This window comes from Pontibacter pamirensis, assembly GCF_010015475.1.
GTDB classification, from domain to species: domain Bacteria; phylum Bacteroidota; class Bacteroidia; order Cytophagales; family Hymenobacteraceae; genus Pontibacter; species Pontibacter pamirensis.
Genome location: NZ_SSNI01000001.1, coordinates 94615 through 113477, shown reverse-complemented (window position 1 = coordinate 113477; position 18863 = coordinate 94615). Strand labels below are relative to the sequence as shown.

Genomic DNA, 18863 nt, shown 5'->3' with positions numbered 1-18863 from the left:
CTGCCGCGCGAGCGGCATCAAAAATCTCCAATTAGAAGGCCCCTTCCCCCAGACGCTCAACCCAAAGACTGGAAACGCATCCACTCCGTGCTGACTAGTAGAAAATGCTAGAGTTCTTTGGAAGGAGCTTTACCTCATTTGGTATAACTTCTGCACTGGGGCTGCCGCGCATTTTCTCAGGGCTTTATGTTGCGCCATTCACTTGCTAAGTATAAACTAAAAAAAGCCCGCCGTAATGGCGGGCTTTTCGCAGAGCGGGAGACTAAGCCACTCTACTCATGATTGCAACGATGTTTCTCACCCATACATGTACAATCAGTAATAAATGGCTTTTTAGTAAGCCGTGTTCTGTGGGTCAAAGTTAGCCCAACCTTCAGTCCAGTCTGTAGAACCGAAAGCACCGATGTAGTTAACTGACGTATCAAAGAAGCTGTTATCCAAGCCAGAGAAGCCAGCCGCTACAGAAGTAGAAACTGTTGTGAAGTCAGGATTGCCGTTCTGCGCAAATGAACCGGAAAGGCCAAGTGTTGCAGCATCGTTCACCACCATATTGTTCTTGTCAGCAGCGTTAAACCAGCCGGCTACATCATACGTACCATCGGCTTCTACTGTAAGCGCTTTGCCTGCAGGTGTACCTGCTATAATGGTATTGCGGATGATCATTTCACCGGCAGTAGCATTTGCTTGCGTAGGAGCACCATCTAATAACAGACCTACTGGCCATCCGGCAACTATAGAATTGTATAGCTTCGTTTTGTTGTTTCTGCGGATGTGCAGGCCACGCTTAAAGTTGGAGTTAACCTGTGCAGCAGGATTGGTAGCAAGCGGGCCGAACAGGCTCACGTTAGAGTAGGTTGGAGCAGTAATCGGCGAAGCTCCGGAGCCCTGAGAGTCGTTATCAGACTCGAAACCGTTAGAGCCAGAGGCATCTGCTACATTAGGGTCAGCGATACCTACCAGGAACTGCAGATTACCTGAGTATCCGTTGTCCGTGTCGAACATATCGTCTACTGTTTTGTAAGCAATCAGGTGCTTTGCGTTTACCGTACCACCGAACCACTCAAAGGAGTCATCACCACAGTGGGAAACCTGTATGTAGTCCATTGTAGTACCTGAACCTACACCGCCAAGGGTAAGACCGTTAATCTCATTGTCTGGCTGGAAAGCGATACCTGGAAATTCAATACGCACATACCGAAGTGTACCGGAGTTGTCTGCAGCAGCATCGCCACCATATTCTCTGTCTACACCTCCTTCAATTCTCGCACCAGCACCCAAGTTTACAGGTGCCCTGCCCAGGATAATGATACCTCCCCAGTCACCGGCAGCACGTTGGCCAGCTGGCTCCGCAGAGGTGAACACAATTGGCTGGGAGGCGGTACCGTCCGCCATAATCATACCACCACGCTCGATGATGAGTGTGCCTTTTGAAGATTTTTCACCCATGATTACCGTTCCTGGCTCAATAGTAAGGGTAGCGCCCTCTTTCACATAAACAAAGCCTCTCAGCATATATTTTGTGTTCGCTCTCATCGTGAAGTCTTCTTCTGTGGAGCCGGAGATAACAGTCATGTTGTTTTCCTGCGCTGTCAGAAACTCCTCACCCGTCACCGGGGGAGTTACAGGATCATCATCCTCGCAAGCGAAGAGGAACACAGCGAAAAAAGCGACCAGCAATAGGTTAAATAACTTTTTCATAATTGGTTAATTGGTTATAAGTTGCTTTATGGTTGTTAGAATTTGTAGGTAACTCCGATGGTAGAGTATTGCCCCCTTTGGAATTCCCGGAATGACTCATCCACAGAAGTGATTTTTTCGTCGTTGTTAGAATCCTGCACCAGGCGTGTCTTTTGGTTCAGCAGGTCCTGGATACCCGCTTTTATTTCAAAATGCTCTCCGATTCCTTTTGTCAGAGACAGGTCTATCTGGTGGCGCGGCATCTCGTATACCGTCTGCCGAAGGTTACTTCCAGCTGCGAAAATGCGCGTCCCGATAACGTTGTAGAGCACGTTGAACTGGAACTGGCGGTCATCATCTTGATAATACACGCCTGTATTTACTACATAAGGAGACTGCCCCACCATCTGGCGTTTACCAGTCTGATAAGAAGCATAGTCATCCGTTAGCTCTACCTCGCTCTGCACCAGGGCTGCATTCAGTACCAGTGTCAGGTTCTGCACAAACCGGGATTCTGACAAATCCAGCAGTGACTTTCTTACTTCGGCTTCCAGTCCATAGCTGTAAGCGTTCTTTGCGTTGGCAAATGTGATGGTGTTCGCTCCGCTTGTGTTCTGGAAAACGGTTTCAATTGGTTTATTGAAGTATTTGTAGAAAGCTCCGATAGAAATTAATTCTGTTGGGTTAGGGTAGAATTCGTAGCGGACATCGCCGTTGTAAATAGTAGCTACATCCAGGTTCGGATTACCCACTACTTCAAGCAGGTTCACGAAGTCGAAATAGGGAGCCGGGGCAATTTCACGGAATTCGGGTCTGTTTACACTCACACTACCACCGGCACGCAACATAGCGCGAGGGGTGAGGTTATAAGTGAAGTTAGCAGACGGTAACACACTTAGTACCGGGTTTTCCCTGTTCAGCGGTCTTCCGTCAAAGCCTAAGGATTCCAGCTCCTGGTTGTTGTATTCTACACGCACACCGCCCGAAACAGACAGGTTCTTCAGAAGAGGTGAGGAACCTCCAATAAACCCGGCGAGATAGGTATTAAACGCCCTGTAGTTGTTCTGCGGGTTAGAGTCTTCCAGCAGCTTCCAACCTGTTGTGTTGTTGATGTTCCCAGGGGCAAATACTTCATTGATGGGCAGCAGCGGAAGGTTCTGGTCGAACATAGAGGTATTTGCCGGCGCAAACGAGAAGAAGCGGGAAGTATAATCACGGCTCTTGCGCTCTGTATAAAAACCTGCTCTTAGCTTAGGGGCATTTTCTGAGGCAGAGTCTGCACTTTCGAAGCGGTGCTCTATCTGGCCGTTCGCCATTACCCCGTGCTCGTCCAGGTCTGAGTAGAAACGACCGGCATCTCTCAAGGTTGGAATGGGCTGGTACAGCAGCCTGTACACACCATCGTTGTTGTCGTCAGCCGTGCGGAAGCGACGGTAGTCCGGCTCGTTGCGGTTTGTATAATTATACCCACCAGTCCAGGTGACAGTAGACCTGTTGTCATTGAAGTCGTGCGTACCCTGCAGCTGGCCAGAATAGATAGAGCGGCTTTCGTAACGCAGCGAGTAATTTTGTTGTCTTTGGGCACCGTTGGTGTAGTCTATTCCCTCACGCTCCAGCACCTCGTTGCTGCCCAATTGATTAAACAAGTTCCTGAACTCGATTTTGTTGTTGTTATTTATACGAGCCGACCAGTTGCTGATGACACCTAAACGGACACTGTTCGTGTACACATTATCAGTGTAGCTTAGCTGACGCTCGCTTTTCCCAAGTTCTTCACTGAAGGCACCGTAACTGTCTCTTGTTCCTTCTGTAATAGACTGGGTGTTGCTGTAAGAAGCAGCTGAAACAGTGCTGATGCGAAGTGAACCTATATCAAAGCGACGGTTCAGACCGAGCGAAAGGCGCAAGTCCGGCGTTGCCGTTATAGATTTTGGCGCCCAGTTGTTAGGGAATAGCTGGCCTTTTTGAGGCACCTCCCCCTGGGCCTGGCCTGTAGTGGCTGACAGTGCGGCTGGCAGCTGCCTTTTCCCATTATCAAAGCCTAAGAAATCGGTGCTGCTCTTGCTGTCTGTCAGGAAACTGTTAAACGTGGTACCCACGCGGTAAGAGCCCGACACACCGATACTGGTGCTGTTCTCATCCACCACATTCTTTGTGTAGATTTTAATAACACCTCCACCAAACTCACCAGGGAGCTCCGGAGAACCGTTTTTATAAATCATGATGCGGTCGATAACGCTGGTAGGCAGAATATCAAAAGAAAAAGCCTTCTGGTCCGGCTCCGTACTTGGCGTGAGGGCATCATTGAGCAGCACAGTATTATAGCGCTGGCTCATCCCCCTGATGACCACGTAACGGTCGTTCAGAATAGTTACACCCGGTATGCGTTTCACCGTTTCGGCAGCGTCGCGGTCCATGGACTTGGCAATCTGCTCGCCTGCCACACCGCTTACCACTACTTCACTTTCACGCATGGTTGCCAGTACAGCTGCCTCGGTATTTGTTTGACGTGTGCCTACAATCTCCACCGTCTGGATTTGAGTACTGTTCTCCTCCAGCTGCACATTTAAAGTAGTCGGCTGCCCGGCGGTTACCTGCACCCCTTCCTGCTCAAAAGGCTTGTAAGAAAGAAAGGTAACAGATAGTGTATAAGCGCCCGGCTCCAATGGCAGGCTGTAGTTGCCTTCGTAATCGGTAGTAGTACCTTTAGAAGTTCCTTTGATAAAAACCACGGCCCCGATTATATCTTCGCCGGTAGTTTTGTCTTTCACTTTACCTTTCAGTGTCCCCTGCTGGGCAAATACACCTATAGTTGTTGTGAGAATGGTGAGAAGTGTGAATAATGATTTCATTGCAGTACTGTTGTTTAGTCTCGTTGCAAAAGTACTGCGGCTACTTTAAGCCATGTTTAAGGGCAGGTTACGATACCGTTAAGTATCGTGGGGGTATGTTAAGAGGGCTTTACTTTAATATTAACACTGCTTTATCTGTGTTTTACCTAAATGTTAAATTGCCTGGTTCTTCTGTAACACTTCCAATATTATTTTATAAATTTAGTATTCAAACGCCTTATATTCAGCAATTTAATAGACATGAAGGCTAGAGAGCGGCTTCCTGTATTCTTAACATTAGCATAACATTGGGATAATATGCGAGTAACAGTAAAGCTGTTATTTTGCAGCGTGGTTTAGGAGAAGAAGCAGCAACAGCCTGACTAACTGTGATGCTTTTAACTTTTAGGCCGCTTTGAGCTTGCCAGCATATTTGATTAGTGCAGCAGTTCAGCTTTAAAATAAAGGTTTAGTTTTCTCACCCAGACCAAAATAAAAATGTATTACAAAATCAAAGGAGCTATTTTAGTGCTCCTTATGCTCCTGCTGTGGGGCAACAAGGCCAATAGCCAAAGCATTATCAAAAGTAGATTTGGCAAGGGCGTGAGTGTAATAGCTGCTGATACTTCTTTCAGCATGAAGTTCAGCACAAGATTTCAGACGCTGTACCAAGGTGTCACCAACCCCACTACAAATGAGTGGGACGATAACTTCACAACCCGTAGATTCCGCCTCAAATTTGATGGTTTCGCTTTCTCTCCAAAGTTTGTATACAAAATAGAGCTTGCCCTCAGTAACCGGGATATAGGGCACGATACACGGCTACAAAGCAATGAGGCCGATAATATTGTGCTGGATGCCGTTGCCAAATGGAATTTTGCGCCCAACCTATACCTATGGGTTGGCCAGACAAAGCTGCCCGGGAACCGCGAGCGTGTCATCTCTTCCCAAAATCTGCAGTTCGTGGACCGAAGCCTGCTCAACGCACGCTTCAACATCGACCGGGATGCTGGTGTACAACTGCATCATGTGCACCAGGTAGGCCAGGTGGTCCTGCGTGAAGTCGGGGCTATTACAATGGGTGAAGGCCGCAACATCACGGTTACGAATATGGGTGGCTACGATTATACGGCACGCGTAGAGGTGTTGCCATTTGGCGAGTTCAAAGGCAACGGAGACTATTTTAGCAGTGACCTCCTCAGAGAACAAACACCTAAGCTTTCTGTAGCCGCCACTTATGATTACAACGACAATGCCTCCCGTGAGGGCGGTCAGCTTGGTGACTTCTTAAGTGAACAGCGGGACCTGAGCACTGTGTTTGTAGACGCCATGTTTAAGTACAGAGGCTTTTCCTTCATGGGCGAATACGCCGACAAGGAAGCCTTAAGCAGCGCTTCAAATGAAGAAACCCAATCCGGCCCTGTGGTACGAAGAGACGCAGAAGGAAATGTACTAGAGGCCTTCACAACGGGCGATGGCCTGAACCTGCAGGCGGGTTACCTCTTTAAATCTAACTGGGAAGTAGCAGGCCGTTACAGCAACTATAATCCCACTCCTGTACTAGGGCCCAGGGCACAAGATCAGTATACGATAGGTATATCGAAGTATATTGTAGGCCACAGCCTGAAAGTACAGAGCGATGTAACACTGCTGCAGCAGGAGCGCCGTGAGGATGCGTACATGTTCAGGATGCAGATGGAGATCTCTCTGTAAGTTTATAAAAACTTAACAATTACTTAATACACGGCAAGGTGCAGATTGCGTGCTTGTAGCACAACTTTGCATACTCAAAAACGCCTGATAACAAAGACTGAACGGCGCTATAGCCACGGCACACAATTACTTCATATACATCATAGTATATCCGCATTAAAAGTAATATTGATATATTCAAGATCATCTAAAACCAACCAACTCCAAACATCATATTGTATGTTGAACCTTAGGCTTAACTATTCTAAAATAAACGCAGCACTTCTTTTAGGAGGCACTCTGCTCTTCAGCGCCTGTGGCGGCAGCACCAACGAAGGTGCCAACAGCGACCTTTCAGGTAATATCCAAATAGACGGTTCCTCTACAGTTTACCCAATCACAGAGGCTGTAGCGGAAGAATTCCGTGCTGAAGCACCTGACGTAAGGGTAACGGTGGGTGTATCAGGCACAGGCGGCGGCATGAAGAAGTTCTCACGCGGCGAGATTGACATTGTGGATGCTTCGCGCACCATGAACGAGTCTGAGAAGCAGCTTGCAGCAGAAAACAACATCACTTTTGTAGAACTGCCTGTAGCCTACGATGGCCTGACAGTGGTAGTGCACCCGGAGAACGACTGGGTAAACGACATTACTGTAGCAGAACTGAAGAAAATATGGGAGCCAGCCGCACAGGGCACTATCACCAGATGGAACCAGATACGCCCGGAGTGGCCTGACCAGGAGATTCACCTGTATGGTGCCGGTGTAGAGTCTGGTACTTACGACTATTTTACAGAAGCCATTGTAGGCGAAAGCCATGCCAGCCGCGGTGACTATACAGCCAGCGAAGACGACAACGTACTGGTGCAGGGTGTTTCTACGGACCCTTACGCCCTCGGCTTTTTCGGGTACGCTTACTATGATGAGAACCAGGACAAACTGAAAGCAGTGCCGGTAAATGACGAGAACGACAGCAACGGCCAGGGTGCTATCATGCCCTCTCTGGAAACAGTAAAAGACGGCTCTTATGCACCGCTTTCCCGCCCGCTCTATATCTACGTTAACTCAAAAGCAGCCAGCAGACCTGAGGTAGTAGAGTTTGTTAACTTCTACCTCGACAATGCGCCAGAACTCAGCGAAGAGGTAGGTTACATCCCGATGCCGGCCGAAGTATACCAGGAGCAGAAGCAGAAGTTCGAGCAATTCAGCTCGGGTGCAAGTGCCACTGCCCAGCAACAGTAACAGACAACATGATAGCATGGGTACAGCGAAGCATTTTTGCTGTACCCATGCTTACAAATAAACTGGCCGCGCCTTGAGAGTATCTGAAAAAATAATAGAGGGCTTGTTGTGGTTATCAGCGGTAATCACAATACTCATCACGATCGGCATTATATGGGTGTTGCTGTCGGAGTCTATCGCTTTCTTCAGCGAAGTATCCATCGTCCGGTTCCTGACCGAAAAAGAATGGACACCCCTGTTTGCCGATAAAAAATTTGGCATTATGCCACTGGTGGCGGGCACCCTGCTCACCACTTTTATTGCCATTGCCGTAGCCTTGCCCCTTGGCCTGACCATCGCTATTTATCTGAATGAGTATGCACATGCCAGGTTTAAGCAGGTGATAAAGCCAATGCTGGAAGTGCTGGCCACCATCCCAACAGTAGTGTATGGCTTTTTTGCCCTCACCGTAGTAACTCCATTTTTGCAGGGTTTTATCCCCGGCCTTGCCGGCTTCAACGCCTTGTCGGCTGGTATTGTGATGGGCATTATGATTATCCCGATGATCTCCTCGCTCAGCGAGGACGCCATTAGTGCCGTACCGCGTTCCCTGCGGGAGGCTGCTTATGGCATGGGTTCTACCCGCCTGCAGACTGCATTTGGCGTGATGGTGCCTGCGGCCTCTTCTGGCATTGTGGTATCTGTTATTCTGGGCATCTCCCGGGCAGTAGGCGAAACCATGATTGTGGCCATTGCCGCAGGCCAGCAGCCACGCCTTACGCTGAACCCGCTGGTGCCGATCGAAACCATTACCACCTATATTGTGCAGGTGAGTTTAGGTGACGTGCCCCATGGCTCCCTGGAGTACCGCACCATCTTTGCCGCCGGTATCACGCTGTTCATTTTCACGTTTGCGCTGAACAACATCAGCTTCTGGATCAAAAAGAAATATCAGGAAAAGTATGACTAACTCAGAAAAGAACAGGCTCAAAGACAAAGCCTTTCAGGTTTTCGGGGTCTTCTGTACGTTCATCGGGCTGATAGTACTTGCCGTTTTCCTCTTTGATATTGCCATCGAAGGCTTTTCCCGCATCGACTGGGACTTCCTGACAAGCCTGCCCTCGCGCAGAGCGAGCCGCGCCGGTATACTAACGGCCTGGGTAGGCACACTCTGGATACTCGTTCTTACCGCCATCATCGCTTTCCCTTTAGGAGTGAGTGCCGGCATATACCTGGAGGAGTACAGCAAAAAGAACAGGTGGACAAACTTCCTGGAGATTAACATTTCCAATTTAGCGGGTGTGCCCTCCATTATATATGGTTTGCTGGGTTTGGAGATTTTCGTGCGCCAGATGCGCCTGGGAGGCAGCTTGCTGGCAGGTGCACTTACTTTGTCGCTCCTGATTCTGCCCATCATTATTGTAACCACCCGCGAGGCAATCAAAGCAGTGCCCCGCAGCATTCGGGATGGTTCTTTTGCCTTGGGTGCCTCCAAATGGCAGACCGTCTGGAACCAGGTGCTGCCGGCGTCTTTTGGCGGCATCCTGACTGGTATTATCCTGTCGCTTTCAAGGGCTGTGGGCGAGGCGGCTCCACTTATTGTTATCGGTGCCCTGGCTTATGTGCCCTTTACACCGGATTCGCCGCTTGACGAATTTACCGTACTCCCCATCCAGATCTTTAACTGGACGTCCAGACCCCAGGCAGAATTTTTGACGAATGCAGCCGGAGCCATTATAGTTTTGTTAGCAATTACCTTTTTGCTGAACGGAATTGCCGTATACTTACGTAACAGACAGCAAAGGAAAGTTAAGTGGTAACAATAAGGGTTAGCAGGATAAGAATCAGGACACTAGACTAATTTTTCTACCTTCGGCACGTTATAACATTAGCAGAAAACGCCAGAGGAGGTAAAGAATGTACAGTGTCTTAGAGCAACAGCATTTCTGCGCCTTATGTCTTTTATCGATTCTCTTCATTTATGAATAAAAAAACAACGAAGCTCGAAGCAAAAGAGCTGAATGCATACTACGGCGACTTCCATGCCCTGAAAAACATCAATATTGCCATGGAAGAAAAAAATGTGACCGCCTTTATCGGTCCCTCTGGCTGTGGCAAATCTACGTTTCTGCGCACCTTCAACCGCATGAACGACTACATCGACGGCTTCCGGACGGAAGGAGACATCCTGCTGGACGGCAGAGACATCTATGCAAAGGACGTGCGTGTGGATGAATTACGCAAAGAAGTAGGTATGGTGTTCCAGAAGCCAAACCCTTTCCCGAAGAGCATTTTTGAGAATGTGGTGTACGGCCTGAGAATACAGGGAATCAAGAAAAAAGCAGTATTGGAGGAAGCAGCAGAGAAGTCGCTGCGACGGTCTGCCCTCTGGGAGGAGGTAAAAGACAAAATGGACAAATCAGCCCTGGCCTTGTCGGGCGGGCAGCAGCAAAGGCTGTGCATTGCCCGCGCACTGGCTATCTCGCCTTCGGTGCTGCTGATGGATGAGCCCGCCTCTGCCCTGGACCCGCTCTCAACGGCCAAAATAGAGGAACTGATCTATGAGTTGAAGAATGAATATACCATCGTGATTGTAACGCACAACATGCAGCAGGCGGGCCGTGTAAGCGACCATACTGCTTTCTTTTACATGGGGGAACTGGTGGAATTTTCTAAAACCAAAACGATGTTCACGAGTCCACAAGACAACCGCACACAAAATTATATTACAGGCCGGTTTGGTTGAGTTGATATGCTTCTGTTCAACGTATACCTTTAGTTCCTCACCCATACTAATTTAGAATAAGATGCCTCATATAGATGTAGAATTAGAAAAACTTAAAACCAAACTGCTTGAAATGTGGGACCTGGTGGAGTATCAATTGCAGAGCGGTCGTGAGGCCATGCTGCAGGCCGACCAGGAACTGGCACAGCAAATCATTAAACGCGACAGAAAAGTAAACCAGTTCGATGTGAAGATTGACCGCATGTGCGAGAACTTCTTTGCTCTGTTTACGCCCGTAGCCGTTGACCTGCGCATGGTGTTGGCGGTACTTAAAATAAACGCCAACCTCGAGCGCATTGGCGACACGGCAGAGGGCATTGCCCGCTTCGCAAAAAAACTGGATGGCCCTGTAAGCGAGCCCCTGCTGGAGATGACCAAGGTGGTGCCCATGTATGAGGAGGCGGTAGCCATGTTTGCAGATTGCCGTGTCGCTTTCAAAACAAATGATCCTGTGCTGGCCAAAACGCTGATAAAGCGGGATAGAGCCTTAGACAAAATCTATCGCAAGTCAGATGGCATCGTGACGAAGTTTATGGCAGAAAACCCAGAGAAGATCTCTGAAGCGCTGGCAGTGTTGTCTATCATTAAAAAGGTAGAGCGCGTAGGCGACCAGGTTACCAACATCGCAGAAGAAATCATCTTCTACCGCGAAGCCAAAGTGGTAAAGCACAGGCAGGACAAGAAAAAGAAGAAAGATTAGTTTGATTGTTGAATGGTTAAATTGTTGAATAGTTAAATTATTGATTGTTGGGATCAGCAGTATGTATACAGATTTCTAGAGCACGGGCCACTGCGGTTCGTGCTTTGTTTTTGAGGAGCAGCTCGAACTGATTATTAATTTTTATACTCGCTCAGGTCCAGCTTCTTACATAAACTACAGTTATGATTTTTACCCTCAGCCAGCACGAAGTGAATGTGTTTCCAGTCTTTGGGTTGAGCGCCTTTGGAGATTTTTGGTGCCGCTCGCGCGGCAGCGCCCCGGCGCAAAAAACTCCCAGCGCGATACCCGAAGACGAGGCCTATCGGCCTTGAGAGCTCGGAGAGAAACAATGTAACTGTAGGTTAGATGCCGCTGGATCAACAGTCACAACGACAGCTTAGGCAAAATCATACCCCAGAGGATGCTCTTTACCCTAAAAAGTTAAGATGATATTGAAACATTTCAAGAAAAGCGGTATCACAGCCCATCTAACCATCCAGCAATTCAACCACACCCAACAATAACCACCCCAAAGCTACCTTCAGAATAAATTGCGCCTTACCTTTGCGGTAAAACTGAGAAACAGTGCTGTTTAAAGAAATTTTATACTTAATTCAGAAAGATTTAGTGCTGGAGTGGCGGCAAAAGTATGCCTTCAATGGCATGCTGCTGTATGTCGGCAGCGTGGTATTTGTCTGTTACCTCAGCTTTGGGTTGCGCTCTAATGTGCTGGTGGTGCCTGTCTGGAATGCCGTGCTGTGGATTATCCTGCTGTTTACATCCGTAAATGCCATTGCCAAGAGCTTTATGCAGGAAAACCGGGGGCGGCTGCTCTACTTCTACTCTATTGTGAGCCCGCAGGGCGTGATACTGGCCAAGATTGTTTACAACACCCTGCTGATGCTGGTGCTGGCCCTCATGTGCTTCCTGTTTTATGCCCTGGTGCTGGGTAACCCGGTGCAGGATGTGCCGATGTTCCTGCTCTCGCTTTTGCTAGGAGCCATCGGTTTCTCTACCTCCCTTACTATGATTTCGGGTATTGCCTCTAAAGCCGCCAATAGCAGCACGCTCATGGCCGTGCTCAGCTTCCCCGTTATTGTTCCAATGCTGCTGATGCTCATCAAAATGTCGAAGAACGCCCTGGACGGCCTCGACCGTAGCCTCAGCCTCGACGAACTGCTTACCCTGCTCGCTATAAACATGATTGTCGTCACTGTTTCTTACATTTTGTTCCCGTACCTTTGGCGTTCGTAGGGTTTTAACCTATGCCAGAACAAAAAATGCATTTTTTTAGGCGCACTTGGTGACGAAAACGGCTAAAGAATGTTACAAGTAAAAAGAGCGGCGTGCGCTCTGTTATAATTATAGACGAATGAAGAAGAATTGGTGGAAAATACTGGCCGTGTTACTACTGGTATTTACCGTAGTGGCTGGTATGCTATCTGAGGTGCCGCGTCTGGCTATCCTGAACGAGACCATCCGGAACCTGTACTTTCACGTGCCGATGTGGTTTGGGATGATCCTTATCCTCCTCATCTCTTTTGCCTACTCTATTAAATACCTGAACAAGCCTACCGTAAAAAATGATATCATTGCCGCCGAGGCTGCCAAAGTAGGTATCCTGTTCGGTGTGCTCGGTATTATCACCGGCATGGAGTGGGCCAGGTTTACGTGGGGCGAATACTGGAGCAGCGATCCAAAGCAGAACGCCTCGGCTATCGGCCTGCTCATTTACTTCGCATACCTCGTGCTGCGCAGTTCTTTTAATGAGCAGCAGCAAAGAGCCCGCATCAGTGCCGTGTACAATATTTTTGCCTTTGCAGCCCTTATCCCCCTGCTGTTTATCCTGCCGCGCATGACAGACTCGCTGCACCCCGGCAACGGCGGCAACCCAGGCTTTAACACATACGACATGGACAGCAGCCTGCGCATGGTGTTCTACCCAGCCGTTCTGGGCTGGACACTGCTGGGCATTTGGATTGTGAACGTAAAATCAAGATTAGAATTACTCAGACAAGGACTATATGAAACTGTTTAGAATACTGGCGGTATGGTGCTTTATACTATGCACCACAGCAGGCATCCAGCAGGTGCAGGCCCAGACAGAAGCCACTACAACGGTGGTGGCTGAGCCGGAAGTGGAAATGGCTGACGTGCTTCGCCAGGACGGAAAAATTTACGTAGTGGTGGCCGTGCTGCTCACCGTTTTAGTAGGTATGATACTGTACCTCATCTCCTTAGACCGAAAGGTAGCAAAGCTGGAAGCGCAGCTAAAAGACGATTTGGTTAACCGCTAACTGGCCACCGTTAAGGAGCTACAAAAGCCTTGCTTTTACCCATATAAAATTAGCCTGCCGCTATGGATTTATATTCACCAAAAGCGTGTTAGGAATCAGAATAAGAACAAATCTATTCATACACAGATGAAGAAGTCACACATCATCGGAATTGTTGTCATCGCGCTTGCCATCGGCATTATCATGTCGTCTGCGGGTGATGCCAGCACCTATGTATCGTTCGGAGAGGCCATTGAGCGTGCCGAAGAAGGCAACAACACAAAAGTACACGTGGTAGGCCGCCTGAAGAAAGATGCACAGGGCCACATTGTGGGCATGAATTACGACCCACTGATTGACCCTAACTACTTTTCCTTTACGCTGGTAGACACCAACCGGGTGGAGCAGCAAGTGGTGTACTTTAACCCAAAGCCACAGGATTTCGAGCGTTCAGAGCAGGTGGTGATTACGGGCAACATGCAAAACAACGTGTTTGTGGCAGATAAAATCCTGCTCAAGTGCCCGTCTAAGTACGTGGAAAAAGAAATACAGCAAAATACAGCAAGCCTGTAAACGAAGTTAAAGAGTTAGAAAGTTAGAGAGTGAAGACTCTCCTACTCAACAACTCTCTAACATTCTAACCCTCTAACTTTCTAACTTTTCAAGATGATAAATACGCTGATTGGGGATATTGGCCATGCAAGTGTGATTGTGGCTTTTGTGGCGGCCATTGTATCCTCTTATGCCTATTTTATGGCCTCGCGCTCCAAAGCAGAGGCTACCGGAGACGATAGCTGGCGCAAACTGGCCCGTGGTGCATTTTATGTGCATGGGGCGGCTGTGCTGATGGTTGTCTTCAGTTTGTTCAACATTATTTACGAACACCGCTACGAGTACTACTACGCCTGGAGCCACTCTTCCAACCACCTGCCGGTGCACTACATGATATCCTGCTTCTGGGAAGGCCAGGAAGGCTCTTTCCTGCTCTGGATTTTCTGGCACGTAGCGCTGGGCGTGGTGCTGATTAATGCTGGTAAGAAAAACAAAGTATGGGAAGCCCCTGTGATGGCGATGTTCTCGTTTGTGCAGCTCTTCCTGACTTCCATGATATTGGGTATTGTGATTGGTGACCTGAAGATAGGCTCCTCTCCTTTCATCCTGATGCGTGACTTTATGACGGATGCCCCGGTGTTCGCCATGGACCCTAATTTTGTGCCGCAGGATGGAACCGGCCTGAACCCGCTGCTCCAGAACTACTGGATGGTGATTCACCCGCCAACGCTGTTCCTCGGTTTTGCCGCTACACTGGTGCCCTTTGCGTTTGCGATGGCCGGTCTCTGGAAAGGTAAGTTTACAGAGTGGGTGAAGCCAGCGCTGCCATGGGCACTTTTTGCCGGCGTTATCCTGGGTATAGGCACCATGATGGGTGCTTACTGGGCTTACGAAACGCTAAACTTTGGTGGCTACTGGAACTGGGACCCTGTAGAAAATGCAGTATACATCCCGTGGCTGGTGCTGATAGGCGCTATCCATACCATGGTGGCCTACCGCCGTGGCAAGCAAGGCCTGAAAGCTTCCTATATTCTGGTTATCGCTTCCTTTATCCTGATTCTGTATGCTACCTTCCTGACTAGAAGCGGCATCCTGGGGAATGCTTCTGTGCACTCCTTCACAGACCTTGGTTTGTCTGGCCAGCTTTTCGCTTACTTAGCGGCCTTTGCTTTAATGGCTCTTGCCTTGCTGGTTTACCGGTGGAAGAGCATCCCGACAACAGAGAAAGAATTATCGACCTACAACGGCGAGTTCTGGGTGTTTATAGGGGCTGCCGTGCTTTGCCTTGCCGGTTTCCAGGTATTGGTAACCACTTCTATCCCGGTATATAACTCCTTCCTTGGCTTTATCGGCATCGAGTCTAACGCGGCCCTGCCGGCTGACCAGATTGAGCACTACACTAAATTCCAACTGTGGGCTGGTGTAGGTATCGCTATTCTGACTGGTATCGGCCAGTTGCTGTGGTGGAACAAAGGCGAGAACACGAAGAAAACCTTCCTGGATGCTATCACCATACCAGGTATGCTGACGCTCCTCTTCGCTAGTTTGGTTATTGTCCTGTCGAAGATGGGGATGCTGTCCGAGACAATTGATAACCCGGTTTATATTACCTTACTGGTAGCGGCGCTTTTCGCTGTATTCGCTAACCTGAGCATCATCCTGAACCTGCTCCACCGTAAAGTAGCACTTTCAGGCGGTGCCGTATCGCATATAGGTATTGCCCTTATGTTGCTTGGCATTCTATTCTCTTCCGGCTACTCCAACATCATCTCGCAGAACACTTCCGGTATGGTATACTCACGGGAGTTCCCAGACGATATTAACCGTGATAACGTGCTGCTGTGGCGTAATACGCCTGTTGAGATGGACAAGTATACCGTGAGCTACCACGGCCAGTACCAGGAGGTAAAGGGCGTGCCGGAGTATGTAGACCGCGAGTTGCTTTTCCCGACATCAGATGAGTACAAAGCCATTGCCCGCGGCGACATCAAAGCAGGCGATAAGGTGTACTTCCAGACTGGAGATACTTTAGAACTGGAGTCTCCGGAAAACACTTACTATCAGGTGCAGTACAAAGAGCGTGAAGGCGACAAAGAATTCACTCTTTACCCGCGTGCGCAGGTGAACCCGAACATGGGCTTACTGGCCTCTCCGGATATCAAGCACTTTATAGACAAAGACCTGTACTCACACGTTTCCTCTGTTCCGGACCCGAACGAGGAGAAGGACTGGGGTGATCTGATGGAGTTTGAGGTAAGCGCTGGTGATACCATTATCCTCAATGACTATGTAGCGGTATTCAACGGCATCGAGCGCATTGAGAAAGTGCCAGGAGTAGAAATGGCACAAGGCGATGTGGCGGTGCAGGCAGATTTAAAAATTATGGGGGAGCGCAAAAATTACCACGCGCACCCGGTGCTGATGATCAAAGACCAGATGCTGGGCCGTGTGCCGGAAGAAGTCGCTGACCTTGGCTTGCGCATCACCTTCCTGAACATCGACACGGAAAACAACCGTTTCAAGATTGGTGTGAACGCCACGCAGAAGGACTATATCATCCTGAAAGCAATGGAGAAGCCGTTTGTGAACATCCTCTGGATAGGCACTATTGTCATGAGCATCGGCTTTGTAATGGCCATTGTGCGACGCAATAAAGAAGGAGGCAGCAACAAAAAGCCAGCCACCACGCCAAAGCCAAAAAGAAAAGTACAGGCAGCTTAATTTTGCCTCTGCCATAAAACTAAAAAGCCTTTGCCCATAGCAAAGGCTTTTTAGTTTTAAAGTGGGTTGTATGCAGAATACCTTCTAATTTCGCAGGTATATGAATTCAGTTCAAAAGAAACGAATTGCTTTTGTGGGCGCAGGCAACGTAGCATGGCACCTGGCACAGGCACTTGCCGCCGCCGGGCACGAGGTAAAAGGCGTTTACAGCCGGAGCCGCACCTCCCGCGAGGCCTTAGCCAGCAAACTGCCACAGGCGCAGCCCATCGCCACGCCTGATTTTAAGGACCTCACGCTGGATGTGGTCTTTATCTCTGTTCCGGATGCTGCCCTTTCTGAGGTGGCCGCCACTTTGATGGTAACTCCCGGCACCGTGGTGGTGCATACCTCCGGCTCACAGCCTCTCGCGTTGTTGCAGACCTTGAAAGGAGCGCGTACAGGCGTTTTATACCCCTTGCAGACTTTCTCTAAAACAAAACCTCTGGACATGGAGCAGGTACCGCTGCTGGTAGAGTCACAGCACGAGGAGACACTGCAGGAATTAACAATACTGGCAAAAAGCATCAGCAGTCAGGTACACACCGTATCATCTGAGGACCGAAAGCAGCTGCACCTGGCGGCTGTCTTCGCCTGCAACTTCACCAATCACCTGCTGGGCATTAGCCAGCAGCTACTGCAGGAGGCAAACCTGCCGAAGCGGCTGCTTCAGCCCCTGATAGAGGAAACGGTGGCAAAAGCTACACAGCAGAACCCTTTCGCGGTGCAGACTGGCCCTGCCATACGGGGCGACGAAAACGTACTACAGGCGCACTTGCAACTGCTGCAGCAGCACCCTGCCTATGCGTCGCTTTACCAGCAACTTTCACGAAGTATACAGGCGCAGGCATCTATTGGAGACGGCAAGGCAAAACAAGGCTAACCAAAATGGGCTTTCTCTGGTTTAAGTAACATGGTCCACATCAGCCGTCTGTTTTGATTCGGCTGACGGCCTTTGTAAATTGCACCTTCAAAACAGAGATAGAAGAAATGAAAGTTGTAAATATAACCTTTAAGTTTGCAGACGGCGCTCCAGACGAGACACATCCTGCCGTAGAGGGAGAGTCAGTGTTGGATGTGGCCTTGAACAATGATATAAAACTACAGCACAACTGCGGTGGTGTGTGCGGCTGCAGCACCTGCCATGTGTATGTGGAGGCAGGCATGGATGACCTGCCTGAGATCTCTGATAAGGAGGAGGATTATATTGATCGTGCCGTAGACCCGCGCATCAATTCCCGCCTGGGCTGCCAGTGCGTGGTACAAGGCAACGAAGACGTTGTAATCACCATTCCGGAACAGGATTTCCTGGGGCACTAATTTGAATTGCTGCATGGTTAAATTGTTGGTCTTCCTAAACTGTTGGCCTTGTTTCTTTAAAAACCATTTAGCCATTTAACCATTAAACCATTTATATGATGAATAAGAGCTACGAGCCACCAATACACTGGAACGACTACGAAGACATTGCCATGGCACTGTATGAGAAATTCGGCGATGATTTCACGGAGTCTAAAATCTACCGCATCCGCTTCACAGAATTACTGGACTGGGTACTGTCTTTGCCAAATTTTGAAGGCACGCGCGAGCAGGCCAATGAAGGGCACCTGGAGCAGATACAGGCTGCCTGGGTATATGAGTGGCGCGACAACCAGGACTAAGCTTTTTCAACAGTTGTATAGGCTAAACACATTATAATTTGATACTTTTAAAGGTTCTTCTGAAGAGAAGAACCTTTTTCTGTTATTAGAAGGTGCGGTGGCAACTAAAGCTGCACTATATCTTCCTATTTATTCTTTGTCTACAATCCTATGTCATTTATTTAACCATGTCCATTACTCAAACAGATCTTACCCGCATCAATACCTTTGTTTTTGATGTGGATGGTGTCCTGACAGACGGCTTGCTGTACTGCTTTGCAGATGGGGAGCAGGTGCGCACCTTTAACATCAAAGATGGGTTTGCCATCAAACACGCCATCCAGCAGGGATACCGCGTAGCCATTATAACAGGTAAAAACGAGCCGGGGGTGCGCAAACGCCTCGAACAGCTGAATATAGAGGATGTCTTTATGGGCGTAGAGGAAAAGGTAGAAACCTTTGAGAATTACGTTTACATGCAGGGCATCCATCCGGCCACCGTAGCTTATATGGGCGACGACATGCCTGACTTTGAGGTGATGCAACGCTGCGGATTGCGCGCGTGCCCGGCTGATGCCGCCGACAATATTAAAGAGATCAGCACGTTTGTTTCTACCAGAAAAGGAGGTCGGGGTGCTGTGCGGGAACTGATTGAAAAGATCATGAAAGCGCAGGACACCTGGTAAATATACGGCTGAGCGGGTAGTGCACACTGCATGCATATGATTTTTT

Annotated in this window: 17 protein-coding genes; 15 read left to right on the top strand and 2 right to left on the bottom strand. The window is 48.9% G+C overall.

The genetic code is table 11. The features are described 5' to 3' along the window. Nucleotides 1-333: 333 nt before the first annotated feature. Together E1919_RS01215 and E1919_RS01210 are read right to left on the bottom strand one after the other, a co-directional pair. Complete coding sequence (locus tag E1919_RS01215) at nucleotides 334-1698, bottom strand: T9SS C-terminal target domain-containing protein (RefSeq protein ID WP_162051525.1); 1365 nt, start codon at nucleotides 1696-1698, stop codon at nucleotides 334-336. Between the two features lie 35 nt (nucleotides 1699-1733). Next, entirely contained in the window at nucleotides 1734-4529 is a 2796-nt protein-coding gene (locus E1919_RS01210; RefSeq protein WP_162051524.1) for a TonB-dependent receptor, read from the bottom strand. Between the two features lie 477 nt (nucleotides 4530-5006). Here E1919_RS01210 and E1919_RS01205 point away from each other — a divergent pair, with 477 nt between their 5' ends. From E1919_RS01205 to E1919_RS01135, 15 genes are all read left to right on the top strand, one after another. After that, nucleotides 5007-6221, top strand: coding sequence for a porin (locus E1919_RS01205; protein WP_237143941.1), 1215 nt, complete (start codon nucleotides 5007-5009; stop codon nucleotides 6219-6221). 219 nt (nucleotides 6222-6440) lie between these two features. Then, complete coding sequence (locus E1919_RS01200) at nucleotides 6441-7442, top strand: PstS family phosphate ABC transporter substrate-binding protein (protein ID WP_162051523.1); 1002 nt, start codon at nucleotides 6441-6443, stop codon at nucleotides 7440-7442. A 73-nt stretch (nucleotides 7443-7515) separates the two neighbouring features. Then, nucleotides 7516-8391 carry a phosphate ABC transporter permease subunit PstC gene (gene pstC, locus E1919_RS01195; RefSeq protein WP_162051522.1) on the top strand — a complete coding sequence of 292 codons (876 nt, stop codon included), beginning with the start codon at nucleotides 7516-7518 and terminating at the stop codon, nucleotides 8389-8391. Further along, entirely contained in the window at nucleotides 8384-9241 is an 858-nt protein-coding gene (gene pstA / locus E1919_RS01190; protein WP_162051521.1) for a phosphate ABC transporter permease PstA, read from the top strand. The genes pstC and pstA overlap by 8 nt, the downstream gene beginning before the upstream one ends. Before the next feature lie 161 nt (nucleotides 9242-9402). Then, nucleotides 9403-10167: a phosphate ABC transporter ATP-binding protein PstB gene (gene pstB, locus E1919_RS01185; RefSeq protein WP_162051520.1), complete on the top strand. Its 765-nt coding sequence runs from the start codon at nucleotides 9403-9405 to the stop codon at nucleotides 10165-10167. A gap of 61 nt (nucleotides 10168-10228) precedes the next feature. Continuing rightward, nucleotides 10229-10906 (top strand): phosphate signaling complex protein PhoU, encoded by a 678-nt coding sequence (phoU, locus tag E1919_RS01180; protein WP_162051519.1) that lies wholly within the window; start codon nucleotides 10229-10231, stop codon nucleotides 10904-10906. Between the two features lie 612 nt (nucleotides 10907-11518). Beyond that, nucleotides 11519-12160 carry a heme exporter protein CcmB gene (locus E1919_RS01175; protein ID WP_115565287.1) on the top strand — a complete coding sequence of 214 codons (642 nt, stop codon included), beginning with the start codon at nucleotides 11519-11521 and terminating at the stop codon, nucleotides 12158-12160. Between the two features lie 118 nt (nucleotides 12161-12278). Beyond that, the gene (gene ccsA / locus E1919_RS01170) at nucleotides 12279-12944 is read left to right on the top strand and encodes a cytochrome c biogenesis protein CcsA (protein ID WP_162051518.1); all 666 of its coding nucleotides are present in this window, start codon (nucleotides 12279-12281) and stop codon (nucleotides 12942-12944) included. After that, nucleotides 12931-13203, top strand: a complete 273-nt coding sequence (locus E1919_RS01165) for a CcmD family protein (protein ID WP_237143939.1) — start codon at nucleotides 12931-12933, stop codon at nucleotides 13201-13203. Before ccsA (E1919_RS01170) ends, E1919_RS01165 begins: the two co-directional genes overlap by 14 nt. A gap of 126 nt (nucleotides 13204-13329) precedes the next feature. Next, nucleotides 13330-13755, top strand: coding sequence for a cytochrome c maturation protein CcmE domain-containing protein (locus tag E1919_RS01160; RefSeq protein ID WP_162051517.1), 426 nt, complete (start codon nucleotides 13330-13332; stop codon nucleotides 13753-13755). 93 nt (nucleotides 13756-13848) lie between these two features. Next, the gene (gene ccsA, locus E1919_RS01155; RefSeq protein ID WP_162051516.1) at nucleotides 13849-16455 is read left to right on the top strand and encodes a cytochrome c biogenesis protein CcsA; all 2607 of its coding nucleotides are present in this window, start codon (nucleotides 13849-13851) and stop codon (nucleotides 16453-16455) included. 100 nt (nucleotides 16456-16555) lie between these two features. Beyond that, a complete protein-coding gene (locus tag E1919_RS01150; RefSeq protein ID WP_162051515.1) occupies nucleotides 16556-17374 on the top strand; it encodes a Rossmann-like and DUF2520 domain-containing protein in 819 nt (272 codons plus the stop codon). A gap of 107 nt (nucleotides 17375-17481) precedes the next feature. Beyond that, nucleotides 17482-17811, top strand: a complete 330-nt coding sequence (locus tag E1919_RS01145) for a 2Fe-2S iron-sulfur cluster-binding protein (RefSeq protein ID WP_162051514.1) — start codon at nucleotides 17482-17484, stop codon at nucleotides 17809-17811. Between the two features lie 95 nt (nucleotides 17812-17906). Further along, nucleotides 17907-18152 (top strand): Fe-S cluster assembly protein IscX, encoded by a 246-nt coding sequence (gene iscX, locus E1919_RS01140; protein ID WP_237143938.1) that lies wholly within the window; start codon nucleotides 17907-17909, stop codon nucleotides 18150-18152. A 167-nt stretch (nucleotides 18153-18319) separates the two neighbouring features. Then, on the top strand, nucleotides 18320-18817 hold the full coding sequence (locus E1919_RS01135) for a KdsC family phosphatase (protein ID WP_162051513.1): 498 nt from the start codon (nucleotides 18320-18322) through the stop codon (nucleotides 18815-18817). Nucleotides 18818-18863: the final 46 nt, after the last annotated feature.